General features: G+C 71.9%; 21 protein-coding genes. 18 read left to right on the top strand and 3 right to left on the bottom strand.

Annotated elements, in window-relative coordinates; all coding sequences use genetic code 11:
* Nucleotides 1–231: 231 nt before the first annotated feature.
* The 8 genes from ACFQRJ_RS07795 to ACFQRJ_RS07760 all read left to right on the top strand — a co-directional run bounded on the left by ACFQRJ_RS07795 (nt 232) and on the right by ACFQRJ_RS07760 (nt 8,700).
* Nucleotides 232–1,218, top strand: a complete 987-nt coding sequence (locus tag ACFQRJ_RS07795; RefSeq protein ID WP_377018415.1) for a beta-ketoacyl-ACP synthase III — start codon at nt 232–234, stop codon at nt 1,216–1,218.
* A gap of 115 nt (nt 1,219–1,333) precedes the next feature.
* Nucleotides 1,334–1,846: a DUF456 domain-containing protein gene (locus ACFQRJ_RS07790; protein WP_377018414.1), complete on the top strand. Its 513-nt coding sequence runs from the start codon at nt 1,334–1,336 to the stop codon at nt 1,844–1,846.
* On the top strand, nt 1,843–4,089 hold the full coding sequence (locus tag ACFQRJ_RS07785; protein WP_377018413.1) for an ABC transporter ATP-binding protein: 2,247 nt from the start codon (nt 1,843–1,845) through the stop codon (nt 4,087–4,089). The genes ACFQRJ_RS07790 and ACFQRJ_RS07785 overlap by 4 nt, the downstream gene beginning before the upstream one ends.
* Complete coding sequence (locus ACFQRJ_RS07780) at nt 4,086–5,978, top strand: ABC transporter ATP-binding protein (RefSeq protein ID WP_377018412.1); 1,893 nt, start codon at nt 4,086–4,088, stop codon at nt 5,976–5,978. Before ACFQRJ_RS07785 ends, ACFQRJ_RS07780 begins: the two co-directional genes overlap by 4 nt.
* Nucleotides 5,979–6,069: 91 nt before the next feature.
* Nucleotides 6,070–6,405, top strand: coding sequence for a hypothetical protein (locus ACFQRJ_RS07775; protein WP_377018411.1), 336 nt, complete (start codon nt 6,070–6,072; stop codon nt 6,403–6,405).
* A 29-nt stretch (nt 6,406–6,434) separates the two neighbouring features.
* Nucleotides 6,435–7,358, top strand: a complete 924-nt coding sequence (locus tag ACFQRJ_RS07770; RefSeq protein ID WP_377018410.1) for a class I SAM-dependent methyltransferase — start codon at nt 6,435–6,437, stop codon at nt 7,356–7,358.
* Nucleotides 7,359–7,453: 95 nt separating this feature from the next.
* Entirely contained in the window at nt 7,454–8,158 is a 705-nt protein-coding gene (locus ACFQRJ_RS07765; protein WP_377018409.1) for a hypothetical protein, read from the top strand.
* Between the two features lie 143 nt (nt 8,159–8,301).
* Entirely contained in the window at nt 8,302–8,700 is a 399-nt protein-coding gene (locus tag ACFQRJ_RS07760; protein ID WP_377018408.1) for a hypothetical protein, read from the top strand.
* A 91-nt stretch (nt 8,701–8,791) separates the two neighbouring features.
* Here ACFQRJ_RS07760 and ACFQRJ_RS07755 read toward each other — a convergent pair whose 3' ends face one another.
* Nucleotides 8,792–9,469 carry a DUF6318 family protein gene (locus ACFQRJ_RS07755; RefSeq protein WP_377018407.1) on the bottom strand — a complete coding sequence of 226 codons (678 nt, stop codon included), beginning with the start codon at nt 9,467–9,469 and terminating at the stop codon, nt 8,792–8,794.
* A gap of 140 nt (nt 9,470–9,609) precedes the next feature.
* On the opposite strand from ACFQRJ_RS07755, the gene ACFQRJ_RS07750 reads away from it, so the two are divergent.
* The 7 genes from ACFQRJ_RS07750 to ACFQRJ_RS07720 all read left to right on the top strand — a co-directional run bounded on the left by ACFQRJ_RS07750 (nt 9,610) and on the right by ACFQRJ_RS07720 (nt 16,632).
* Entirely contained in the window at nt 9,610–10,545 is a 936-nt protein-coding gene (locus ACFQRJ_RS07750) for a PfkB family carbohydrate kinase (RefSeq protein ID WP_377018406.1), read from the top strand.
* Between the two features lie 266 nt (nt 10,546–10,811).
* On the top strand, nt 10,812–11,645 hold the full coding sequence (locus ACFQRJ_RS07745) for a DUF2306 domain-containing protein (protein WP_377018405.1): 834 nt from the start codon (nt 10,812–10,814) through the stop codon (nt 11,643–11,645).
* 5 nt (nt 11,646–11,650) lie between these two features.
* Nucleotides 11,651–12,997, top strand: a complete 1,347-nt coding sequence (locus ACFQRJ_RS07740) for a sensor histidine kinase (protein WP_377018404.1) — start codon at nt 11,651–11,653, stop codon at nt 12,995–12,997.
* A complete protein-coding gene (locus ACFQRJ_RS07735; RefSeq protein WP_377018403.1) occupies nt 12,994–13,710 on the top strand; it encodes a response regulator in 717 nt (238 codons plus the stop codon). The genes ACFQRJ_RS07740 and ACFQRJ_RS07735 overlap by 4 nt, the downstream gene beginning before the upstream one ends.
* A gap of 152 nt (nt 13,711–13,862) precedes the next feature.
* Nucleotides 13,863–14,795: an ABC transporter substrate-binding protein gene (locus ACFQRJ_RS07730; RefSeq protein ID WP_377018402.1), complete on the top strand. Its 933-nt coding sequence runs from the start codon at nt 13,863–13,865 to the stop codon at nt 14,793–14,795.
* A complete protein-coding gene (locus ACFQRJ_RS07725) occupies nt 14,792–15,775 on the top strand; it encodes an amino acid ABC transporter permease (RefSeq protein ID WP_377018401.1) in 984 nt (327 codons plus the stop codon). Before ACFQRJ_RS07730 ends, ACFQRJ_RS07725 begins: the two co-directional genes overlap by 4 nt.
* Nucleotides 15,775–16,632: an amino acid ABC transporter ATP-binding protein gene (locus ACFQRJ_RS07720; protein WP_377018400.1), complete on the top strand. Its 858-nt coding sequence runs from the start codon at nt 15,775–15,777 to the stop codon at nt 16,630–16,632. Before ACFQRJ_RS07725 ends, ACFQRJ_RS07720 begins: the two co-directional genes overlap by 1 nt.
* 195 nt (nt 16,633–16,827) lie before the next feature.
* Here the strand turns inward: ACFQRJ_RS07720 and ACFQRJ_RS07715 are convergent, their stop codons facing one another.
* Complete coding sequence (locus ACFQRJ_RS07715) at nt 16,828–17,133, bottom strand: endonuclease domain-containing protein (RefSeq protein ID WP_377018399.1); 306 nt, start codon at nt 17,131–17,133, stop codon at nt 16,828–16,830.
* A 1,005-nt stretch (nt 17,134–18,138) separates the two neighbouring features.
* The gene (locus tag ACFQRJ_RS07710; protein WP_377018398.1) at nt 18,139–20,403 is read right to left on the bottom strand and encodes an HAD-IB family hydrolase; all 2,265 of its coding nucleotides are present in this window, start codon (nt 20,401–20,403) and stop codon (nt 18,139–18,141) included.
* A 161-nt stretch (nt 20,404–20,564) separates the two neighbouring features.
* On the opposite strand from ACFQRJ_RS07710, the gene ACFQRJ_RS07705 reads away from it, so the two are divergent.
* From ACFQRJ_RS07705 to ACFQRJ_RS07695, 3 genes are read left to right on the top strand one after another with little or no spacing between them, the layout of a single operon-like run.
* Nucleotides 20,565–21,341 carry an SDR family NAD(P)-dependent oxidoreductase gene (locus ACFQRJ_RS07705; RefSeq protein WP_377018397.1) on the top strand — a complete coding sequence of 259 codons (777 nt, stop codon included), beginning with the start codon at nt 20,565–20,567 and terminating at the stop codon, nt 21,339–21,341.
* A 3-nt stretch (nt 21,342–21,344) separates the two neighbouring features.
* Nucleotides 21,345–22,265, top strand: coding sequence for a lysophospholipid acyltransferase family protein (locus ACFQRJ_RS07700; RefSeq protein WP_377018396.1), 921 nt, complete (start codon nt 21,345–21,347; stop codon nt 22,263–22,265).
* The gene (locus ACFQRJ_RS07695) at nt 22,262–23,968 is read left to right on the top strand and encodes an FAD-binding oxidoreductase (RefSeq protein WP_377018395.1); all 1,707 of its coding nucleotides are present in this window, start codon (nt 22,262–22,264) and stop codon (nt 23,966–23,968) included. The genes ACFQRJ_RS07700 and ACFQRJ_RS07695 overlap by 4 nt, the downstream gene beginning before the upstream one ends.

Below are 23,968 nucleotides of genomic sequence, written 5' to 3'. Positions count from 1 at the left end.
AGCCGGCAGCGGTAAGGTGCTCGGCGCGCTCGCCGCACCGACCACACCGCTCCTGCTCACCCCACACTCCGGACCCCAGAGCCCACCGGGCCGACCCACCCGCGTCCCGGCTGACCCGGCGCATCCGGGACCTGCTCAACGGGACCTGCTCAACGGGACCTGCCGGAGAGGCGTGAGGATGTCGATCCCCGGCGGGCGGCACATCTCGACACCAGAAAGCAGACCTTGCCGATGAGCCAGCCGGATACCCCCGCACCCTTCCACTCCCCGACCCCCGCTGCCGGGTCACGGATCATAGGGACCGGCCACTATCGCCCCGCCCGGATCCTCACCAACCATGACCTCGAGCAGCTGGTCGAGACCAGCGACGAGTGGATCCGCCAGCGCACCGGCATCGAATCGCGGCGGATCGCCGGCGAGGACGAGACGGTCGCGAGCATGGCCACCGAGGCCGCCCGCGCAGCCCTCGCGGACGCCGGCATCGACGCCTCCGAGATCACCCAGGTCCTCGTCGCGACCTGCTCGAACGATGAGCACTCACCCAGCGCCGCCGGCCGCGTGGCCGAGGCCCTGGGCCTGCCGGCCCCGGCCGCGTTCGACGTCGGCGCCGCCTGCTCCGGCTTCAGCCACGCCCTGGCCCTGGCCGATCAGTCGATCCGGGCCGGGGCCTCCACCACGACCCTGGTGATCGGGGCGGAGAAGCTCTCGACCTACACCGACTACACCGACCGCACCACCTGCATCCTCACCGCCGACGGGGCCGGCGCCGTGGTGCTGCGCGCGAGCGAGCGGCCCGCCGTCGCGCCCGTGGTGTGGGGGACGGTCCCCGACCTCGCCGATGCCGTGACGATCACCGGCCCCGGGCCGTACTTCGCCCAGCAGGGACGTGCGGTGCTCGGCTGGGCCCTGCGCGAGGCCCCTGCCATCTGCCACCGGATCGTGGAGGCCGCCGGGGTGACCATGGCCGATATCGACGTCTTCGTCCCCCACCAGGCGAACCTGCGGATGATCGAACCGCTCGCGAAGTCCCTCGGGCTGCGTGAGGACGCGGTGATCGCCGACGACGTCATCACCAGCGGCAACACCTCCGCGGCGACGATCCCGCTGGCGATCTCCCGGATGCGCGAGGCGGGCCGGATCCGCGCCGGGGCGACCGCCCTGCTGATCGGGTTCGGCGGCGGGTTCTCCTGGGCCGGCCAGGTGGTGCGACTGCCCTGAGGGCCCGACGGGCGGACGAGCGGCGGCGGGACGGCGCCGATAGGATGGTCACGGCCCGGCGCACCGCTTTCCCAGCGGTGCCGCGCCCCCACCCTCGACACTCCCCGGAGGACCCGTGGTCGACTCCCTGACCATCCAGATCATCGTGACCGTGCTGGTCTGCCTCGCCTACATCGTGGGCCTGGTGGGGATCGTCGTCCCCGTCCTGCCCGGCACGATCACCATCGTGATCGCCACGCTGATCTGGGCGATCGTCACCGGCGGCTGGATCCCGTGGATCGCCTTCGCGATCATCCTGGTCCTCGGGGCGATCGGCATGACCACCAGCTACGTGCTCACCGGGCGGCGCCTGCACCAGCACGAGGTGCCGATGTGGCCGATCTACGTCGGCATCGCCTCCGGCATCGTCGGCCTGTTCGTGATCCCCCTGCTGGGCCTGCCGATCGGCTTCGTGATCGGCCTGTACGTCTCGGAGTCGCTGCGCCTGCAGGACTGGAGGAAGGGCCTCGGATCCGCCTGGGTCGCCGTCAAGGCCCTGGGCATCGGGATCATCATCGAGTTCACCCTCGCCATGCTGGCCACCATCGTCTTCGCCATCGCCGTCGTGGGCCACTTCGTCTCCGTATGACCAGCACCGACGCCTCCGCCACGAACCGATCCGCCCACGAGGGCCCGGGCGCGACCCGCTCCGGCCACCCCCGCCCCGGCAACCACCCGCACGACGACCGCACGGGCAGCTCCCGGCCCGCAGGCACCGCGCCGCCCGCCGCACCCGCACCCCAGCACCCCGCCGTGCTCATCCCCGGCATGAAGCGCCTGCTCACCGGTGCCTGGGAGAAGCGCAAGTGGTTCATCCCCGCCGTCCTCGGGGCGCTGCTGTTCTCGGTGCTGCAGATCGCGACCTCCGCGATCATCGGCCGCGTCACCGAGGAGGTCATCGTGCCCTCCTTCCAGCGCGGCGAGCCCGTCATCCCCGTCGTCCTCGGCGGCGGTCTGGCCATCCTCGGCATCGGCGTCGCCCGCGCCGTCTCCGTCATGACCCGCCGCATCTTCGCCGCCGCCACGCAGTTCGACCTGTTCGGCCTCTACCGCCGGCGACTGGCCGCCGTGTACGCGAAGGTGCCGCTGCTGTGGCACCGCCGCCAGTCCACCGGCACCCTGCTCTCGGCGATGTACGCCGACATCGAGGCCACCTTCTTCGCGATGGCGCCGTTCCCCTTCGCCCTGGCCACGATCGCCATGCTGGTCTACGCGACCGTGGTCGTCGCCCGGATCGACCCGGTGATCCTGCTGGTCATGCTCGCCCTGATCGTCCTGCTGATCGTGGCGAACGTGCTGCTGCAGCGGTTCGCGACCCCCTTGGCGATGCGCTCCCAGCAGCTGCGCGCCGAGGTCGCGGAGATCGCCCACGAGTCCTTCGACGGCGCCAACGTCGTCAAGTCCCTGGGGCGGGAGGACGTCGAGCAGGAGCGCTTCGACCACTCCGCCGAGCAGCTGCGCCGCACCGGCATCCGCTTCGGTTACGTGCGCGGCTGGTTCGATCCCCTGATCGACGCCCTGCCCAACCTCGGGATCCTCGCCGTGGCCGTGCTCGGCGCCTGGCGCATCGGGGACGGGCACCTCACCACGGGCCAGCTGGTCGAGGTCTCCTACCTGTTCACGCTGATGGCGCTGCCGATCCGCTCCTTCGGCTGGGTCCTCGGCGACCTCTCGCGCACCGTCGTCGGCGGCGGCCGCGTCCAGCAGATCCTGGACGTGAGCGAGCAGCGCACCTACGGCCCCGACCCGCTGCCCGACGGGCCCGGTGCGTTCGAGATCGACCGGGTCTCCTTCGTCTACCGCGACGACCCCTCCCAGGTGATCCTGGGCCGCGACGTACGCCCCGAGGACCAGCAGCTGCGCGAATCCCGGGCCCTTGACCAGGTCTCCCTGCGCGCCGACCCGTCGGCCGGCACCCGCGTGCTCGCCGTCGTCGGGGCCACCGGCTCGGGCAAGTCGACCCTCGCGCTGCTGGCAGCCCGCCTCGTCGACCCCACCGAGGGCAGCATCCGGCTCGACGGGGCGGACCTGCGCTCGCTGACGGCCGACGCGCTGACCGCCGACGTCGCCCTGGTCCTCCAGCAGGCCTTCATCTTCGATGCGAGCGTGCGCGAGAACGTGACCCTCGGCGAGGACATCGACGAGGACACCGTGCGCTGGGCGCTGCGCGTCGCCCAGGCGGAGGGCTTCGTCGACGCCCTCAGCGACGGCCTGGACACCGAGCTCGGCGAGCGCGGCGGCTCCCTCTCCGGAGGGCAGCGCCAGCGCATCGCCCTGGCCCGCGCGCTCGCCCGCCGCCCCCGGCTGCTGATCCTCGACGACGCCACCTCCGCCTGCGACCCCAGCGTCGAGCTGGCCATCCTCGACGGCATCCGCCGCGAGATGACCTCCTCGACGCTGCTGTCGATCGCGTACCGCAAGTCCACGATCTCCCTGGCCGATCAGGTGGTCTTCCTCGACCACGGCCGCGTCGTGGCCACCGGCACCCACGAGGAGCTGCGCTCGACGAGCCCCGGGTACCGGGCCCTGGTCGACGCGTACGACGAGGCCGCGATCTCCCACAACCTGCTCGAATCCAAGGGGCCCCAGCCCAGCGACGGGCCGGACCCGAGCATCGCCGTGCCCGCCGAGCGCGCCCGCACCGTGGCCGATGCCGTCGAGCGTCACGGCGCCGGCCGCTACCGGCGCGAGGACGTCACCTCCGAGTGCGAGGAACCGGACACGAGCACGGGGGCGACGCCCGCCCTCGGCGCGGGCGAGGACCGCACCGCTCACGGCGCGGGCGAGGACCCCGCCGCACGCTCCGCCCGTGAGCAGGAGGAGGGACGATGACCGCCGCACCCGCCGCCCGCGCCGCTCAGAACTCCTCGGAGCTGGGCACCGAGACCACCACCGATGAGTCCGCCCTCCACACCATCCGCCGCGGTCTCTCCCTGACCCCGCAGCTGCTGCGCGGACTGTGGATCACCCTGCTGCTGGCCGTGGTCGCCACCGCCGGCAAGGTGGTGGTGCCCATCGCGGTCCAGTCCATCCTCGACCGCGGCATCATCGCCCCCGAGCAGCCCGACGTCGCGTTCGTCGCCGGCGCCGCCGGACTGGCCGCACTGCTGCTGCTGATCACCGCGGGCTGCAACGTCATCATGAACCGGCGCCTGTTCCGCCTGGCCGAGACGTCGCTGGCGACCCTGCGCAAACGCGCCTTCCGCCACATCCACGACCTCTCGCTGCTGACCCAGGGCACCGAGCAGCGCGGCGCCCTGGTCTCCCGCGTGACCAGCGACGTCGACACCGTCAGCCAGTTCATGAGCTTCGGCGGCATGATGCTGCTGGTGATGAGCATGCAGCTGGTGCTGGCCACCGGTGTGATGGTCTTCTACTCCTGGCCGCTCGCGCTGGCCGTGTGGCTGTGCTACCTGCCGATCCTGTTCATCATGAGCAAACTGCAGCGCCGCATCCGCGCCCGCTTCCAGACCGTCCGTCTCAAGGTCGGGCAGATGCTCGGGACCGTCTCCGAGGCCCTCGTCGGCTCCGCGACCGTGCGCGCCTACGGCATCGAGAACCGCACCCGTGACGACCAGTTCGACCGGATCGACCAGGTGCGCAACGCCCAGTTCGCCGTGCTGCGGCCGCAATCGGCCTCGATGTTCCTCTCGGAGACGGCCGACGGTCTGGCCACCGGCGTCGTCGTCGTGGTCGGCGTGCTGCTGGGTACCCAGGCCCTCGGTGCGAACCTGCCCGGCGCGGACCTCACCGCCGGTGGCGTGATCGCGTTCGTCTTCCTGGTCTCCCTGTTCAGCCAACCCGTGCGGATGGGCATCGAGATGCTCTCGGAGGCCCAGAACGCGGTGGCCGGCTGGCGGCGCGTGCTCGGCGTGCTCGACACCCCGGCCGACGTCGCCGACCCCGGCGGCGCCATGGACCCCCACACCGGCCGGCGCCTGGAACCGACCGACGGGGCGACCGCGCTGCCCGAGGGTCTGCTGGACATCGAGGTGCGCGACCTCCACTACCGCTACCCCTCCGGCCCGGAGGTGCTCCACGGCATCAGCGTCGACATCCCCGCCCGCAGCCGGATCGCGATCGTGGGGGAGACCGGCAGCGGCAAGACCACCTTCGCCAAGCTGCTGACCCGCATGATGGACGCCACCAGCGGTGAGCTCACGATCGGCGGTGTGCCCCTGCACCTGATCACCTATGCCTCGCTGCGCAAGCGCGTGGTGATGGTCCCGCAGGAAGGGTTCCTGTTCGACACGACCGTCGCCGGCAACCTGGCCTACGGCAAGCCCGACGCCACCGCCGAGGAGATGCGCCGCGCGCTGGACGAACTGGGACTCGGCGGCTGGGCCGACGACCTGCCCGAGGGCCTGGACACGCCCGTCGGCCAGCGCGGCGAGTCGCTCAGCGCGGGGGAGCGGCAGCTGGTGGCCCTGGCCCGCGCCTACCTCGTCGACCCCGACGTGATCGTGCTGGACGAGGCGACCAGTGCGGTCGATCCCGCGGCCGACGTGCGCCTGCAGCAGGCCATCGACGGCCTCGCCCGTGGTCGAACCACCATCACCATCGCCCACCGGCTCTCCACCGCCGAGCGCGCGGACCGGATCATGGTGCTCGATGAGGGGCACCTGGTCGAGCACGGCACCCACGACGAACTGGTGAGCCTGCCCGACGGCATCTACGCCGGCCTGCATCGCTCCTGGGTGGCGCACCGCCAGGCGCGGTGAGCGCGGCAGGAGAGGACGGGATATGAGTTCCGGGCGGTCGCAGAGGCCTTCGGCATCGGCTGCGGGTGGGCGCCGCCGCGCCATTATCGCCGTGCTCTCCATCGCCCTCGGCGTGCTCGGCGCCGTGGCGGCAGGTCTTGTCACCGCGTACGTCATCGCCTCCGCCCGGATCACCTACTACCTGCCGCCGGCGCCCGGCAGCACGGAGCCGTCGACGCACCACGACGTCCACGAGCCGATGCTGATGCTGGCTCCGGTCGGCGGGCTCGGCCTCGCTCTCTCGATCATCGCGATCGCCCTGGGTGCGTGGGGGCTCGCACGCCGGCGGGGCGCGCGGGCCTGGACCCTCGCCGTGCCCTGCGCGGCGCTGCTGATCGTGCTCATCGTGCTGGTGATCGCCGGCAGCATGACCATGCCGGTCTACTGAGCGTGCCCACCGGCCCTAAGATCCTCGGCGTGGCCGATTCGCTTCACCCGCCGATCCCTCCGGTCTCCTCGCGTGAGGAGCCCCGGTTCGCCAGTGCGGCGCGCAAGCGGGCGCTGGCCGCCGCCTTCGAGGAGCAGGGCGGGGAGTACGACCGGCTGCGTCCCGGCTATCCCGATCCGGTGCTCGAGGCGATGCTCGCACCGGTGCCACGCCCGATGAGCGGAACCCCCGCCCGGGCGATCGATCTGGGCGCCGGCACCGGGAAGCTGTCGTGGGCGCTCGTCGCTCGGGGCCTGGACGTCATCGCGGTGGACACCAGTCGCGCCATGCTCGAGACCGCGCTGCGCCGGGGGCCGTCGGCCGGCTCCGGGCCTCCGCGGCCAGGCGCGGCCTCGCCTACCCTCCCGGCCGGCCACGACGTCGACCAGGTGCCATCCGCCGCGCCCGCACCCGACCTCACCACGCACCTCGCCCCGGCGGAGGCGACCGGCCTTCCCGACGCATCGGCCGACCTGGTCACCGTCGCCCAGGCCTGGCACTGGTTCGACGCCCGCGCCGCCTCCGCCGAGGTCGCGCGGCTGCTCGCACCCGGCGGGGTGCTGGCGCTGGTGTGGAACACGCTCGATGTGCGGATCCCGTGGGTCCACCGCCTCTCGCGGATCATGCACGCCGGGGACATCCATCGCGAGGACTTCCGTCCGACCGTCGGCGCCGAGCTCGCGCTCGTCGAGCGCAGCGTGCACGAGTGGGAGGACCCGATGCCCACCCACGACGTCATCGACCTCGCCCGCACCCGCAGCTACGTCATCACCGCTCCCGAGGAGCGCCGCGCGAAGGTGCTCGCGAACCTCGACTGGTACCTCCACGACCATCTCGGCCATGAGCGCGGGGCCGTCATCGGCGTCCCGTACCGCACCGACCTGTTCCTCTACCGGAGTGGGCGCGCGTCGTGACGCGAGGGCGGCCTTGGGAAGCGGAACGCCTTCTGCGGCTCCGTCCGTTGCGACAGCTAGTGTCGATGTCCGAGCCTGGCACGGGAGGGGTGGAGATGAGCGGAGAAGCTGGCTTCCGCGCCGCCCGCCGTCACGCCGGCGAACTCGGCAGGCCTCTCGAGGTCTACGCGGACCGTCCCGGCACCGTCGTCGTTGGCGCAATCGTGTTCGTCTGGCTCATCTTCACGGGGCTCACGCTGATCAACCCGGCGGAATCCCCCGTGCTCATCGCGGCACCCGGCATCATCTTCGCGCTGCTCGCAGCGGGCATCCTGGTGCTGATCAGCGGCGAGCGGCTGATCGTGTGCGAGCGAGGACTGCTGGTCGGGAGCGTCGCGCCGGGGATGCGCCCCTACATCGTGCGCTACGAACAGATCGTCCCGGGCAGCCTGGTGCCCGTCACTGGGGCCGGCCGCTACGCTCGCGAGACCGGGACAGGTGGGTTCCCGCAGTCGACGGTCCGGCGTTCGGCCTGGACCCGGCAGGGCATCCACTTCGTCGGTCCGTCGGCCCAGGCAGCCCGCCGGCGTCCGGCCCTGATCGCGGCTCTGCAGGATCCGCCGCCGCGTTCCGTCGACGGCCGCTGGGTCTGGTTCGCCGGCACCGGGCGCACGTCCCCGGAAACCGTCACCGCGCGGATCGCGCAGGCCGCGGGCGCATCCGGAGCCCAGCAGCTTGCCCGGGCGACGGCCTCGGCTCCGGTCCGCACGCTCAGCGGCGACCCGGCGGAGGCCGCTGCCCATCTCCCCGGATTGCCGTAGCCCAGGGTCTCTGCCGACGGCCGGTGGCGCTTCGCGGGCAGGGGCTGCGATGGCCGGCCCCGCGGCTGCCCGGTTCCAGAACCGCAGAGCACCTGGCCGGCTACGCGCCACGCCTGCTACGTCGCCGTGGCATGGTGAAGTCCATGAACGCCCGTCCGCGCACTCGCACCCGTCGCACGGTCCTCGACCGTGTCGCCGTGGTCCTGGGTGCTCTGTGCCTGGTCGCGGCGGTGCTCTCGGGGATCAGCATCGTGGCCTCGAGCCACGTCGGCCCCGACGGTCCGGAGTCACCGTTCGTCGTGGGTTCGTGGGATCTGCGGCGCTCGACCCCTTTCCTCGGGGTGCCGGTGGCAGCGTTCCTCGGTGCGTGGGCCGTGCGCCGAGGCGCGGGCCTTGGGGATCCTGGCCGCCCGCACGGTCGTGCCGGCGACGCTGCGCACGCGAGCCGCCTTCATGTCGGCCTCGCGCTGGTCGGTCTCGTGATCGCCTTGCGCATGGCGATGTACGCTGGCGGGTTCGGCTTCTTCGGCCTCACCTTCTGATCGGGGGACCGCCCTGACGAGCGCGCGCTCCGCCCCGATTCCCTCGTGAGCTCCGCACCGGGACCGGCAGGTGCGCGGCCGCCCGCGCCGCTCAGCCGCCGACGCCCGCGCCGCCGGCGTCGCTGGCCCCGCCCGCGTCGCTGGCGCCCGTGCCCTCGGGGGCGATGCTCATATCGGTTACGCGCCAGCGCTCGCCGTCCCAGGCGATCTGGGCCACGAGCTGGCCGGAGACCTCGGGCAGCTCGTTGGCCTGGAGGTTGGGATCGTCGACCAGGATGCTGGCCTCCTGGGTGAAGTCCGCGACGACCTCCCCGCTCGCGGGCGGGTCGCCCTTGCCCTCGAACGTCGTCGAATGCACCGCGAAATCGCCATCGACCAGGTAGCCGTCCTGCTCGGCGAGCAGCTGGGCGTTGTCCAGGAAGGACATGCAGACCTGGCACTGCGGGTCGATGGAGCTCTCCCACACGGAGACGTCACCGGTGGTCATCATGTAGGTGTACGACTCGAGCAGGTAGGTCACCGTCTCCTGCGCACCCTCATCGGTCTGCTCGGTCAGGCCCGCGGGTTCCTCGGGGCGGGGCACCTCGGGCTGCGGCGGCTGGTCGGCGGGGTCCGCCGTCGGCCGGTTGTCCGGGTTCTCGACCGCGGTCGGGTCGGCCTGCTCACCGCCGTCGTTGCCCAGCAGCTGGCCGATCCCGATCACGCCGATCGGGACCACGAGCACGAGGGCCAGGACGATGATGATGATGCGTTGGACAGGTCGGTTCACGCGGGCCACGGTAGACGACGCGCCTCCGTGGGCACTGGACCGCGCCGTGACCACCGCGCGGCGGCCGGACCGAGCTCAGCGCCACCCACCATTCGGTCCGAGGTGCGGTGCGGGAGCCGAGCTGGTGGTAGGCAGAAGACATGGTCCACAGCCACGGCGCGCACAGCGATCCGGCACACGCCACGACGGCCGGCGGCGTCCTCGTCGTCGGCCAGATCGGGCGCGACCTGGTGCTCTCGGCCGACCGGGTTCCCGAGCCCGGAGCGAGCGTCGACGTCTCCGAGCGCCTCGAGATGTGGGGCGGCAAGGGCGCGAACCAGGCCGTCGGCATGCGCCAGCTCGGCACGCCGGTGGGGCTGCTCGGCGTGGTCGGCGAGGACGAGGTGGGGGAGCGGCTGCTCGCCTCGGCCCGCGCAGACGATATCGATGTCCGCGCCGTGGTGCGTCGTGGTACCAGCGTCCTGCTGGTCGACGTGGTCGATGCCGAGGGCCGGCGTCGCCTCTTCGAGCACGTCCCGGCCGAAGCGCTGCTGACCGGGGGTGACGTGTACAGCGCCCGGGAGGCAGTGGCACGGGCCGACACGGTGTGCCTGCAGCTGCAGCAGCCTGAACCGGCTCTGCTGGAGGCGGCGCGGCTCGCGACCGCGACCGGCGCCGACCTCGTCCTGGACGGCGCCCCGCAGACGCCCGAGGTGCGTGCACTGGTCGGGCAGGCCCGCGTGGTCCGCGCCAACGCCCACGAAGGCGAGCTGCTGACGGGGTTCGCACTGGACACCGAGGAGGCGGCACTCTCCGCGGCACGCGGGGTGCTCGAGGAAGGCGTCGAGGTGGTGGCCTTCGGCGTTGCCGACGCCGGTGACCTGGTCGTCTGGGCCGAGGGGCACCGCTTCCTGCCCCACGGCACCCAGCGCGTCCTCGACCCGACCGGGGCGGGCGATGCGTTCCTCGCCGGGCTCGTCACGGGCCTGCGGAACGGAGCCGCCCCGGCGCGGGCAGGCGAGCTCGCCGCTGACTGCGCGGCCTCGACGGTTCAGCGGTTGGGAGGCCGGCCGGACCTGTCCGCGCTGCGACCATGACGTCGTCTCGGTAACGGCCCTCGTCGGCCGTACCCGAGCCCATACACTCCAAGAATGACCCCGGGCCCGCCTCGCCGCCGCGCAGCAGCCCCTCGCCCTGCAGCAGCCCCTCGCTGTGCAGCAGCCCCTCGCTGTGCCGCGGCACCGCACCGCGCACCGGCCCCTCCTCGGCCTGCGCCCCCGGATGCACGAGCAGCGGCGGTTCTCGTCGAAGTTCGGCCACATGGCCGAAGCGGGCAGGGCCCGTGCCGGGGGAGCGTGGCCGCATGGACACCACGCCGCCCCTGCCCGACGCGACTCCTGCAGCCGACGCAACGCCCACGGCCGGCCCGATCCCCACGCCCGCTGCCCGCACGCCTCGCAATGGGCCCCGAAAGTCCAGGCGGCCGCGGATCCCGCGCCGTGAGTGGCTGCTCGGCGCCGGCCTCGCCCTGCTCGCGGCCATCCCCTCCATCGCCGGCGCCGTGAAGCTCGAAGGCCTGGCCACCGGCGTGCCTGCGACTCCCGAGACGGCGCGCTTCGTCGAGATGCCCACGCCCGTCGCGATCCACATCGTCGCGGCCATCGTCTATTCGTACGTCGGCATCGGACAGTTCCTGCCCACCGTGCGCCGCCGCAACCTCGGCCTCCATCGCGCGATGGGCCGGTATGTCCTGGTCCCGGCCGGATTCGCCGTCGCGCTGACGGGCCTGTGGATGAACGTGGCCTATGAGTTCCCGGCGATCGACGGTGTGGGTCTGCTGATCTCCCGCTACGTGGTGGGGATCGGCATGGCCGTGGCTCTGGTGCTCGCGCTGGTCGCGATCGGCCGACGGGACGTTCCGACCCACGCGGCCTGGATGATCCGCGCCTACGCCCTCGCCCTCGGCGCCGGCACCCAGGTGCTGACCTCCGCCCCGCCGATGATCCTGTTCGGCCCGCCCGACGAGCTCGGCCGGCTGCTGCAGATGGACGCCGGGTGGCTGATCAACATCGTGGTCGCCGAGCTCGTGATCGCCCGCTGGATCCGCCCGCGCCGCCGACCCTCGACGACCTCCGGCCACCGCACGAAGACGTCCCGCCGTGCCGGCACGGCCCGCCCCAAAGCCGCGCAGGCGTGAGCGCGATGCCCCCGTCCGTGCCCTCGACATCGGCGTCATCGGCCGCGGATCCGCCGGGTCCGGGCGTCTCGAGCGCGGGCTTCTCGAATCCGAACTCCACAGGCCCGGCCCCGTCACCGAGTCGCGCTCTCCCGCCCTGGGCGGACGGGCTGGTCACGACACCCGCCGCCGGTCCCCGACCCCGCGACGCCCTGCTGCTGATCCCCTTTACTCTCATCGCCCTGGCCGAGGGCATGCTGCGCACAGACCTCCCTCTGCCCGCGCTCACCACGGCCGCGGCGATCGCCATGATCGCCGGACTGCCGTGGCGTCGCCGCCATCCGCTGCTGGTGCTGACCTGGATCACCCTGCTCGGCGCTGTACTGGGCATCGTGCAGGCCGCGTCCGGGCACGTCGCGGTCGGTATGGGAGCGATGGTCGTGCTGCTCACCGTGCCGTACGCACTGTTCCGTCACGGAACTGCTCGCATGCGCGTCGTCGGCGGGACACTGCTGGCCGCCGGCCAGGCGCTGACCCTGCTGCAGAGCCGCGCCGCGCTCGCCGACGTCGTCGTGGGGATTGCCGTGCTCGGCGCCACCGCGCTGAGCGGTGCGCTGGTGCGCGAGCGCGTCCAGGCCCGCGCCCGAGAGATCGAGATGGCGCGATCGCGGGAGCGTGAGGCCCTCGCGCGGGACCTGCACGACACCGTCGCCCACCACGTCACCACGATCGCCATCCGCGCCCAGGTCGCCTCCGCCATGCCGGAGGACCGCAACCAGGTCGCCGAATCCCTCGCCGTCATCGAACGCGAGGCGCAGAACGTGCTCGCCGAGACCCGCGCCCTGGTTCGCGCGCTCCGGGAGCCGACGGGTGGTTCCGGGGCCACGGGGAGCCCGGCCGCCGGGGCTGCCGCCTCCGATCCCATGCCCGCCGACGTCGACCTGCCCGAGACGGAGCTGGCCCCCGCCGCCGGCCTCGCCCAGCTCGAGGCGCTCGCCGATCCCGGCCCGCCGCAGGTCACCGTGCGGATCACCGGCACCGACCAGCTCGCGGGCGAGATGCCGCAGATCGTGCAGTCGACCCTGTTCCGCATCGCCCAGGAGGGCGTGACCAACGCCCGGCGCCACGCCCGCGGCGCCCGCGCGATCGACGTGAGAGTGAGCGTCCGCGACGCCCGCACAGTGCTGGAGGTGCGGGACGACGGCCCCCGGGACGTGGCCCCGCACCGGGCCGACGGATCCGGTGGCGGTCACGGTCTGCTGGGGATGACCGAGCGCGTCACCCTGCTCGGCGGCACCCTCGAGGCCGGCCCCGTCCCCGACGGCGGATGGCTGCTGCGCGCCCAGGTCCCGTCCACTCCGGAGGCGGCATGACCAGTCCTGATGACGCGTCAGGAGCCGACGCACCGAGTCCGGCCGGCTCGCCCCGCCCGCTGACAGTCCTGATCGCCGACGACCAGGAGCCGGTCCGCACCGGGCTGCGCCTGCTGCTGGGCACCCGGCCCGGCATCGACGTGATCGGGGAGGCGGCCGACGGGATCGAGGCTGTGACCATGGCCCAGCAGCTGCGCCCGGACGTGTGCCTGGTGGACATCCGCATGCCCGGGCTCAACGGGATCGAGGTGACCAGGAAGCTCTCCGGGCCCGCCGTCTCCGACCCGCTCGCCATCGTCGTGATCACCACGTTCGACCTCGACGAATACGTCCACGGCGCCCTGCGCGCCGGGGCACGCGGATTCCTGCTCAAGGACGCCGGCCCCGAACTGCTGGGCGAGGCGGTGCGGGCCGCCGCGGCCGGGGACGCCCTGATCGCGCCGAAGATCACCGCCCGGATGCTGGGGGAGTTCTCCCGTCGGCCCGTCGCCCCACCCCGCGCCCCGACCGACCCGCTCTCCCCGCGCGAGGAGGAAGTCCTCGCCCTGCTCGCCGCCGGCCGCACCAACACCGAGATCGGCGCCCAGATGCACCTGTCCCTGGGGACCGTGAAGACCCACATCGGCGGGATCCTCACCAAGCTCGGCGTGCGCAACCGGGTCGAGGCCGCGATGTGGGCGCACGAGACCGGGCGCGTGCGTGCCGAGGACTGATCATCCGCGCGACGGGGCACGGGCACGGGGCACGGGGCACGGGGCGCGGGCACGGGGTCCGGGGCAGGGGCGCGAGCCGCGCCCGCATGCCGCATCGGTGAGCCATACGACAACGATTGGTTTTCATGCAGTGGCATGAATAGTATTCACGGGTGACTTCCACTCGTCCCCGTCGGCGCAGCCTGCTGCGTGCCGCGCCGCTCGCACTCGCCGTCGGCGCCCTGACCCCTGCGCTGGCCTCCTGCACCCGCGCCTCCGAGCGCCTGGACGCCGAAGCGAACGCGGTGCCCGAGGTGGACCTCTCGGAGATCACCGAGATCCCGGAGCTCGCCGAGCTGGTCCCGGCCGACATCCGCGAGCGCGGCGAACTGATCAACGGCGCCGCCCTCAACTACGCGCCCGGCGAGTTCGTCGGCTCCACCGGCGAGGCCGTCGGCTACGACATCGACATCCTCGCCGCGATCGGCGGGGTGCTGGGCCTGGCCACACGTACCGAGGCCGCGGTGTTCGCACAGATCATCCCCGCTGTCGGCTCGAGCTACGACGTGGGTATCTCCAGCTTCACGATCAACGAGGAGCGCCTGGCGACGGTCACCATGGTCTCCTACTTCCAGGCGGGGATCTCCTACGCGGTCAAGGCCGGCAACCCCTTCGACATCCACCCCGACGACCTCTGCGGCAAGCGGGTCGCGGTGCAGGTCGGCACGTATCAGGAAGAGCTCTCGAACGAGCGCTCCCAGCAGTGCCGAGAAGCGGGGAAGCGTGGCTACGACCTGCTGGCCTACGCCTCCAACTCCGACGCCGCGACCAACGTCGCCGGCGGCAAGGGCGACATCCTCATGGCCGACTCCCCGGTGACCGCCTACGCCATCGCCCGTTCCCGCGGGAACCTCGAGGCGATCGGCGAGATCGAGGAATCCGCCCTGAACGGCATCGTCGTCTCCCCGGACCAGCCCGAGCTGGCCGAGGCGATCCGCGCCGCCGTCCAGCACCTCATCGACTCCGGCCACATGCAGCGCATCCTCGCCGCATGGGGCAACGAATCCGGCATGATCCCGACCGCGGAAGTGAACCCCCAGCCGTGACCAGCACCGAGACCGCCCCCACGCCCGCGCCCGCCGGCCCGGACGGCTTCACCCCGATCCGTGCCAAGGCCGCCCCGCGCCCGGGCACCTGGATCTCCGCGATCATCGTCGCCCTGCTGGCCCTGGGTCTGCTCACCTTCCTGGTGCGCAACCCGGTGCTGGAATGGGGCACCGTCGCCACGTACCTCTTCGACATCAAGGTCGTCCAGGGCGTCGGCTGGACGCTGCTGCTGACGGTGCTGTCGATGGTCCTCGGCACGATCGTCGCCCTGCTGGCCGCGGTGATGCGCCGCAGCGACAATCCGGTCCTGCGTGGCGTCTCCTGGGTCTACATCTTCGTCTTCCGCGGCATCCCGGTGTACACCCAGCTGGTGTTCTGGGGCCTGTTCACCGTGATCGTGCCCAAGATCGCCGTCGGCGTGCCCTTCGGGCCGGAGCTGCTGAGCTTCTCCACCCGTGACCTGCTGACCGCGTTCTGGATGGCGGTGATCGGCCTGGGCCTGAACGAGGGCGCCTACCTCGCCGAGATCATCCGATCCGGCCTGAACAGCGTGGACCGTGGCCAGAGCGAGGCCTCCAAGGCGCTGGGCATGAGCAACGGGACGATCCTGCGGCGCATCATCGTGCCCCAGGCCATGCGGGTGATCGTCCCGCCGCTGGGCAACGAGACCATCGGCATGCTCAAGACCACCTCGCTGGTGCTCGCCGTGCCGTTCACGCTGGATCTGACCTTCGCCACCAACGGCATCGCCAACAAGCTGTTCACCCCGATCCCGCTGCTGATCGTCGCAGCTCTGTGGTACCTGGCGATCACCAGTGTGCTCATGGTCGGCCAGTACTACCTCGAGAAGTACTTCGGTCGCGGCTTCGACGACCGCACCCCGGCCGCTCCTCGCCGCGGTTCGACCGCCTCGCGCCAGGCGGCGGTCAACCGCGCCGGCACCACCCCGCACGACCCGCTCCCGGAGGTGGAGCTGTGATGACCCAGAACCCCGCTGCTTCCGGCTCCCCGGAGCCCGCACCGTCGGACCCCGCCGCCCCGTCCCACCCCACCGGCGCGCCGGACGCCCCGCCGGTGATCGAGGTCGAGGGCCTGCACAAGGCCTTCGGCGACCTCCACGTCCTCAAGGACTGCGACCTCACGGTGCGCTCCGGTGAGGTCGCGGTGCTCGTCGGCCCGTCGGGCTCCGGCAAGTCCACGCTGCTGCGCTGCCTGAACCAGCTCGAGGACGCCACCGCCGGCACCGTGCGCATCGAGGGCGAGCTGCAGGGCTACGCCGAACAGCCGCTGCCCGACGGCAGGCTGCAGAGGCTCTCGCCCAAGCAGATCGCCGCCCAGCGCTCCCGCATCGGCATGGTCTTCCAGCGCTTCCACCTCTTCCCGCACCTCACCGCGCTGGGCAACGTCATGGAGGCACCCGTGCAGGTGCGCGGCGTGTCCAAGGCCGAGGCGGAGAAGAAGGCGCGAGAACTGCTGGCCCGGGTCGGACTGGCAGATCGGGCCGACCACTACCCCTCGGAGCTCTCCGGCGGTCAGCAGCAGCGGGTCGCGATCGCGCGCGCCCTGGCCATGGACCCCGAGCTGATGCTCTTCGATGAGCCCACCAGCGCCCTGGATCCCGAACTGGTCTCCGAGGTGCTCGCCGTGCTCAAGGATCTGGCGGCCGACGGGATGACCATGGTCGTCGTGACCCACGAGATGGGCTTCGCCCGCGAGGTGGCAGACCAGGTCGTGTTCATGGACGAGGGCCGCATCATCGAGCGCGGCACCCCCGAGCAGGTCATCGACCATCCCCGCTCCGAGCGACTGCAGGGATTCCTCGCCTCGGTGCTCTGAGCCGTTCCCCGCAGCAATCAGCCGCGGCACTGCAGCTGCGCCCCGCCGCTCGGCAACTCTTGCACTCCGCCGCTCCGCAACTTTCACCCGCCGCTCCGCAACTTTGTGGACCCCAGCGCCGAGTCAGCGCACTCAGCGGGGTCGAGGATGCGCAGACGTCCAACTAGTTGCGGCCTGCCCCGCAGCCGTCCCGGTTCAGATCAGCTGAGCAACCTTGCGTCGCCCCAGTGGGCCCACCTGCTCGATGGTCTCCAGGAGAGCCTTCAGCGTGTGCTCCCATGTCCGCCAGGTCTGGGCGTAGCTGAGGCGGATCAGCTGCAGACCGTGCCGCCGCACCGCGAGGTCTCGCTGCCGGTCCGCCTCGAAGGCTTCGGGGGAGCTGTGATGGGCGCGTCCGTCGATCTCCAGGAATACCCCTGCGACGTAGGCGTCGACGTATCCCGCGCCCTCGACGAAGACCTGCTGCTCGACATGGAACCCGCGCCGTCGGAGAGCTCGCACCACACGGGTCTCCGAGCCCGAGTCGCTCGCGGTGGAGATTCTTCCGACGCGCGAACGAGGCCGGGTGGGCAGCTCGTCGAGGAGCCCCTGCACCGCGGCCGGCTCCTGCAGCCCGCGTTCGATCGCTGACTCCAGGAGGATCGCTGCCGATTCGCCGTCCAGGCAACGGACGACGTGCTGGAGAGCAAGAGGGAGGGATGCGACCGGGTCCGGCTCGGGCCACGCGCGAAGCCCGGCACTGTGATCGACAGCCCACGGCGGGCACGCGACGCATCGCCGGTTCCGGTACACGTGGAGTCGGCGGGCGTCGGCGCCCGCTCGGTGAGGCGTCCACAGGCCGTGCATCTCCACCGCGTCGAGACAGGTCAGGCGGTAGCCCGCGGAGAGTGCGCGAACCAGGCGGGACTCTGCGTCGGGGTGTGCGTACCACCCGGGGGCTATGCGCCGGAGGGACGTGTTACCCGCTCTCGCGCGCAGCTGGGACCTGGAGAACCCTGCATCCAACAGCTGCCGACGGCTGATCACCGAGGTGCTTCGCGGAGGAAGGCGAAGGGTTCCGCGCACCTGACCGCGAGGCCGACCGGGCGGGTGCGCACCGGCGGGGACGACGAGGTCGCTGGCCGTGTGCATGGGGCCGAGCCTGCCCGGGGACGGCCGGGTGTCGCCACCACGGACTCCCGGCTGGGGATGGCGGATCGATGGGGAGGAACCGTCCAGGGCGCAGACGCGCCACGAGGGTCGGGGGAGTCGGCGCCTGGTTCCTCACGGGCGGGGCCGGCGCAGCTTCCTGGATCCCGGCGCCTGGTTCCTCACGGGCGGGGCCGGCGCAACTTCCTGGACGCCGGCGCCGAGTCACGCGGCCTCAGCTCGTCCGGCTCGCGCTGGCGTCCATAAAGTTGCGCGTCCCCACGGGCCGGCACTCACCCGGCACCCACCCGGCACCCCCGGCACCCACCCGGCCCGGACCTGGTGAGGCGGGGCCCTGTGCCGGCCGGTGGGCGCGGCTCACCACTCCAGGATTTGCCACCGCTTCTTCTTGGCCACGGCGTACAGCCCCAGGTCGGGCGAGATGGCGGTGGGGGTGCCCATCAGGTCCAGCCAGGCGGCGTCGGCGTGGGAGTCGCCGTAGCCGTAGGAGGCGGACAGGTCCGAGTCGTGGGAGGCGGCGTACTTGCGCAGCCAGTTCCCGCGGGCCTCGTCCACCAGCGGGGGAGTGGCCAGGAAGCCGGTCATGACCCCGGCGGCGTCCTCGTCCATGTGGGTGGCGACGACCTCGTCGAACAGGTCCGCCAGCGGCTCGACCAGCACGTCCAGCGCGCCGCTGACCAGCACGGTGCGGTGCCCGGCAGCCCGGTGGCGCTCGATCACCTCGAGGGCCTCGGAGCGGATCGAGGCACGGATGCGCCGGCCGGCCTCGCCCCGCATGAGCTCGCGCAGCTCGTCGGCGCGGTAGCCCTTGTAGCGGCGGTTGACCAGGCGGATCAGCTCGGAGCGGTCGCGCTGCTCGGCGCGCAGGTAGCCCGGCACGGCGGCCAGCAGGCCACCGATCTCGGCGGGCCACACCCGGCGCGGGCGCGTCGCCCGGACCACGGCGAAGTACTGCTGGACGATGTTGGTGGCCAGCACGGTGCCGTCGAGATCGAACACGGCCAGCGCGTTCGGGTTCTGCGTCAGCTCCGGCGTGGGGCGGGAGGCCCGCTTGCGCTGGGCGGACTTCGCCCGGGAGTACGCCTTGGTCAGCTCGGTGACCGCCGGCAGGTGCTGCTGCTGGAAGTATTCGCGCCAGGAGATCTCCGTGACGTCGAAGTCGTGCTCGGCGAGGAACTCCGCCGGGAGCTCCTCCCGCAGCGCACGGGTGTTGGCGTCGTCGAAGACCATCTCGGTCTTGGTGTACTGCCGGTACAGCTCGATGTACTTGCGCAGCATGGTCAGCCCGGAGGTGGCCTTGTGCAGGTCGGAGGTCCACTGCCGGGTGCGCTTGGTCGCGGGCAGGTAGGCGACCGCGGTGGCTCCGGCCTTGGCGACGATCTCCTTGGCCCGGAAGCGCTGCTCGACCATCTCGACCGCCGGGAAGTTCCACTCCGGGATCTGGACGGGCTGGCCGTTGTCGTCCTCCAGCGGGTGCTCGAGGAAGTACTCCCGCACCGCGCTGACCATCTCGTGGAAGGCCAGCGGATTGGTCGCGCCCGAGACCACCTGGAAGTAGGCGTCATCGCCGCGGCGGGAGACGTCCTGGGTGGCCAGCGCGACGATCACGTTGACCACGAAGTCGACGGGGATGATGTCCAGGACGGAGTCGGCCAGGCCCGGGAACTCCGGCAGCGAGCCGCGGCCGTAGGCCATGATCAGCGGGTCGGCGACCTTGTAGCCGTCGATCCAGCCGGGGTAGGGCCGACGCATCGCGGATTCGATGATCGATGGACGCACGAAGGAGACGCGGTGGCCGGCGTCGGCCCACAGCTCCTCGGCGACCTGCTCGGCCATGGCCTTGGTGAAGGTGTAGATGTCGGTCCAGCCCACGGACTGGGCGCGGGTGCGGCCGAAGTCGATCAGGCGCTGATCGACCCAGTCGCGGCGGGCCTCCTCGGTGGCGGAGGCGACGGCCTTGGGGCCCATCCTCCCGTCGCGCAGCTTCGCGGTGCGCATCTGGGAGCGCAGCGTCTCGGGCCGGCGCGACTCCGCCTCGACCCGGGAGCGTGCCTCGATGGCGGCCTGGTATTCATCGCGCCAGTTCACGTCGGCCCCGAGCCGGCCCTCCTGGCGCAGCCCCTTGGAGATGCCGCCGACGTAGGCGGTGGAGACGTGGATGACGTGCGGGTCCTGTCCCGACTCCAGCAGCGCCTCGTAGAGGTTGCGGGCGCCGCCGACGTTGGTGCGGAAGGCCTCGTCGATAGGCGGGTCGAAGGAGACGGAGGAGGCCGAGTGGATGACGACGTCCAGCGGCTCCTCGATCACGGGCATGTCGGTCAGGTCACCCTCGAGCACGCCGACGCGCGCGTCGAAGACGGCCTTGGCCTCGTCCTTGCCGATCTTCTCGACCCAGGAGGCGAACACGGGCTTGCGCAGCAGCTGCTCGAGGCGCTTGCGCCCGTCGACCGAGCCCTTGGGGCGGATCACGGCGGTCACGTGCGTGTCCTGGGTGGTCTCGAGCAGTGAGCGCAGCACCGCCTGCCCCAGGAAGCCGGTCACGCCGGTCAGCAGGATCCGTCGGCCCCCGCTGGTGGATCCGCCGGAGGCGGACTGGTCGGCGGGCGTGGTGCTGTTCGACATGGATTCCCTTTGTGGACGGGTACGGCAGGAGCTGACGAGGAGCCGGGGAGCGAGAACGGAGGTGGAGGGCGGATCCGGGCGGCGGCTCACGCGCCTCGGGGTCGCCTCGCGAGGGGTCGTCCCAGCGCTGGTCAGGGCGGCGCTAGTGTATCGTAGCCGCCATGCATAGGGCCCTGATCACCGGCGGCACCGCGGGCATCGGGGCCGCTTTCGCCAGAGCATTCGCCACTCGTGGAGCCTCTCTCGTGCTGGTCGCACGGGATGCCGAGCGGCTCGACGATGCCGCCCAGAAACTGCGCGATGACTACGGGGTCGAGGTCGAGACGCTGGTCGCCGATCTCGCCGACCGCGAGGCGCAGCAGCGTGTCGCGGACCGTCTGGAGACCGGCACCGATCCGGTCGACGTGCTCGTGAACAACGCGGGCTTCTCGGTGCGGGCGAGCCTGCTCGATGAGGACCTCACGCCCCACGACCTCGGCTTCGAGGTGATGATCCGCGCGGTCCTCAAGCTCGGCGGCGCCGCAGGACGCGGCATGCGCGAGCGCGGCCAGGGCTGGATCATCAATGTCTCCTCCGTCAGCGGCCTGGTCACGCAGAACAACTACTCCGCGATCAAAGCCTGGGTGAGCAACTACTCCGAGTCCCTCGGCGTGCAGCTGGCCGGCACCGGTGTGCAGGTGACCGCGCTGATGCCGGGCTGGGTGCGCACCGAGTTCCACTCGCGCGCCGGCATCAAGGGCTCCTCGATCCCCGGGGTGCTGTGGCTCAGCGCCGATCGCCTGGTCGAGGACTGCCTGCGCGACGTCGCCCGCGGCAAGCCCGTGTCCGTGCCCAGCAAGCGCTGGAAGCTGATCGCCGGCATCCTGCGCACCACGCCGCGCGGTGTCGTCGCCCGGCTCAGCGCCGTGCTCAGCCACCGCCGCAGCCGGGAGCGCTGACGTATGACCCCCACGACCTCCGCCGGCGGTCCGGCCGACGACGAACCCACCGCCGCCACGCCCGAGTCCGGCACGCCGTCCAGCGGCACGCCCGGCCCCGGCAAGCCCACCCCGAAGGCGGCCGACGGCACCTCCCGCTCCCAGCGTCTGCTGCACTCCCTCTCGGCCCGCTCCCGCGGCCAGGGCTGGGAGAAGCCCGAAGGGGACCTGGCCAAGTACCGCTCGCGCTGGCGCGCCGGCATCCGCTTCGTCCTCCAGCGCATCTTCTTCCGCAGCGTGGTCGGGGCGAACCTCACCACCACCGCTGTCGTCCACCGCCGGGTGCGCACCGTGCGCGGACCGTTCGTCCTGGTCGCCAACCACTCCAGCCACATCGACGCCCCGATGCTCGCCGCCGGCCTGCCCTGGGCGCAGGCGAGGTTCCTGTCCACCGGGGTCGCCGCGGACTACTTCTTCACCGTCTGGTACCGCCGCTGGTTCGTGCGCTGGATGTTCAACGCCTTCCCGATCGATCGCGGCGGCAGCCGGAAGTACTCCGGCTACTCCCGGCGCCTGCTGCGCTCCGGGGTGCCGATCCTGGTCTTCCCCGAGGGTAGCCGGCAGAAGACCGGCAGGATGGGCGAGTTCAAACCGGGTGGGGCGGCGCTCGCGATCGGCGTCGGCGTCCCGGTGATCCCCGCCGCAATCATCGGCGCCTATGAGGCGATGCCCAAGGGCCGCAGCTGGCCGAAGAAGGGCCGCCCGCCGGTGGCCGTCGTCTTCGGCGAGCCGATGATCTCCCACGAGGACGAGTCCGCCGTCGAGTTCTCGGCCCGCATCCGCGCCTGCGTCAAAGACCTGTACGACCAGCACTACGACGACGTCCTGGGCAACGCTGCCGGCGAGGCTGGCGGCACCGCCCCGGACGAGGAGGAACCCGCATGAGCGCACCCCTGAGCGCCCGCGAGGTCAAGCGCCACAAGTGGTGGGGCTGGGGCCTGGACGACGTCACCTTCAACTGGCGCAACAAACCAGGGTTCGCTCCGCTGGCGAAGGAGAAGATCGGCCTGGACCTGCTCTCCAAGCCGGATCCCGTCGCCCCCGATCTCTCCGAGCACCAGGTGCCCGCCTCCCGCCTGGGCGCCGCCCAGCGCGACGGCCTGGCGGCGATCGTCGGCCCCGAGAACCTGCTGGACGATGACGAGTTCCGGGTCCTGCACTCCTTCGGCCGCTCCCTGCCCGACCTCTTCCGTGCGCGGGCCGGGGACTTCACCCGCCTCGTCGACGCCGTGGTCTACCCCGGCAGCGAGGAGGAGATCGCCGCGATCCTGCGCCTGGTGATCGAGCACGACCTGGTGCTGATCCCCTACGGCGGCGGCTCGTGCATCTCCGGCTCCCTCACGCCCGACGAGGCGGAGCAGCGCCCCATCCTCACCATGAACCTCGGCCGGCTGCGCGAGGTCGTCGAGATCGACGACACCTCGGGCCTGGCCCGAGTCCAGGCCGGCGCCTACGGGCCCGACCTCGAGGAGCAGCTGAACGAGCTGGGCTGGACCATGGGTCACTTCCCGGACTCCTTCACCTACTCCACCGTCGGCGGCTGGGCGGCGACCCGCTCCTCGGGCATGCAGTCCGACCGCTACGGCGACATCGAGCAGATGGTGCGCGGGCTGCGCATGGTCCACCCCGACGGCGTGGCCGTGACCAAGGCGATCCCCGGCCGCGACGCCGGGCCCAGCGTGCACGAGATGATCCTGGGCAGCGAGGGCCGCCTGGGCGTCATCTCCGAGTGCACCGTCCAGGTCCACCGCACCGCCCCGGTGCGGCAGGTGATCGCCTACATGTACCCCGACTGGGAGCACGGCATCCGCGGCATGCACGCGATCGCGCGCTCAGAGGTCAAGCCCACCTTCACCCGTCTCTCCGATGGCCCCGAGACCCGCTTCAGCCTGGCCCTGGTCAAGGAACCCACCTCCACCAAGAGCAAGCTGATGGGCAAGGCCCAGGACGGGCTGTTCGCCTTCCTGCGCTCCAAGGGCTGGGACACCACCGAGGGGATGTGCATCTCCTACGTCTGCTTCGAGGGCACCAAGGAGCGCGTCGAGCGCGAGAAGGCGATGGTCAAGAAGATCGTCTCCCGCAACGGCGGCATCACCCTCGGCGCCGGGCCCGGCGCGGTCTACGACCAGAAGAAGTTCGACACCCCCTACCTGCGCGACTTCCTGCTGAACTACCAGGTCTTCGGCGACGTGTGCGAGACCGGCGCGAGCTGGTCGAACCTCAACGAGGTCCACGCCACCGTCTACGACGCCTTCCACGGGGTGCGACAGGCGGCCGACGGGCCCGGCTTCATGTTCTGCCACATGTCGCACAGCTACCACGGCGGCGCCTGCCTCTACTTCACCTTCGCCTTCCCCTACGCCAGCGACGAGACCGCGCTGGCGGAGTACTACGACGCCAAGAACGCCGTCCAGCAGGCGTTCGTGGACCTCGGCTCCGGCGTCTCCCACCACCACGGCGTGGGCACCGAGCACCAGCCCTGGATGGTCCAGGACATCGGCGAGGTCGGCGCCCGCATGGTCCGCGGCCTGTTTGCGGCGGGCGACCCCGGCCGCAACCTCAACCCCGGCAAGGTCCTCGCCCCCTGA

This window comes from Brachybacterium sp. GCM10030252, assembly GCF_042666535.1.
Taxonomy (GTDB): Bacteria; Actinomycetota; Actinomycetes; order Actinomycetales; family Dermabacteraceae; genus Brachybacterium.
Note: the sequence above shows the minus strand (reverse complement) of the source record. Positions and strands in the feature narration are given on the sequence as shown.

Bases quoted from the DNA above. Each gene is read 5' to 3' on its own strand.
- ACFQRJ_RS07795 (WP_377018415.1), top strand. From the start codon at position 232: ATGAGCCAGCCGGATACCCCCGCACCCTTCCACTCCCCGACCCCCGCT.
- ACFQRJ_RS07785 (WP_377018413.1), top strand. From the start codon at position 1,843: ATGACCAGCACCGACGCCTCCGCCACGAACCGATCCGCCCACGAGGGC.
- ACFQRJ_RS07780 (WP_377018412.1), top strand. From the start codon at position 4,086: ATGACCGCCGCACCCGCCGCCCGCGCCGCTCAGAACTCCTCGGAGCTG.
- ACFQRJ_RS07765 (WP_377018409.1), top strand. From the start codon at position 7,454: ATGAGCGGAGAAGCTGGCTTCCGCGCCGCCCGCCGTCACGCCGGCGAA.
- ACFQRJ_RS07760 (WP_377018408.1), top strand. From the start codon at position 8,302: ATGAACGCCCGTCCGCGCACTCGCACCCGTCGCACGGTCCTCGACCGT.
- ACFQRJ_RS07750 (WP_377018406.1), top strand. From the start codon at position 9,610: ATGGTCCACAGCCACGGCGCGCACAGCGATCCGGCACACGCCACGACG.
- ACFQRJ_RS07745 (WP_377018405.1), top strand. From the start codon at position 10,812: ATGGACACCACGCCGCCCCTGCCCGACGCGACTCCTGCAGCCGACGCA.
- ACFQRJ_RS07740 (WP_377018404.1), top strand. From the start codon at position 11,651: ATGCCCCCGTCCGTGCCCTCGACATCGGCGTCATCGGCCGCGGATCCG.
- ACFQRJ_RS07735 (WP_377018403.1), top strand. From the start codon at position 12,994: ATGACCAGTCCTGATGACGCGTCAGGAGCCGACGCACCGAGTCCGGCC.
- ACFQRJ_RS07720 (WP_377018400.1), top strand. From the start codon at position 15,775: ATGACCCAGAACCCCGCTGCTTCCGGCTCCCCGGAGCCCGCACCGTCG.
- ACFQRJ_RS07710 (WP_377018398.1), bottom strand. From the start codon at position 20,403: ATGTCGAACAGCACCACGCCCGCCGACCAGTCCGCCTCCGGCGGATCC.
- ACFQRJ_RS07705 (WP_377018397.1), top strand. From the start codon at position 20,565: ATGCATAGGGCCCTGATCACCGGCGGCACCGCGGGCATCGGGGCCGCT.
- ACFQRJ_RS07700 (WP_377018396.1), top strand. From the start codon at position 21,345: ATGACCCCCACGACCTCCGCCGGCGGTCCGGCCGACGACGAACCCACC.
- ACFQRJ_RS07695 (WP_377018395.1), top strand. From the start codon at position 22,262: ATGAGCGCACCCCTGAGCGCCCGCGAGGTCAAGCGCCACAAGTGGTGG.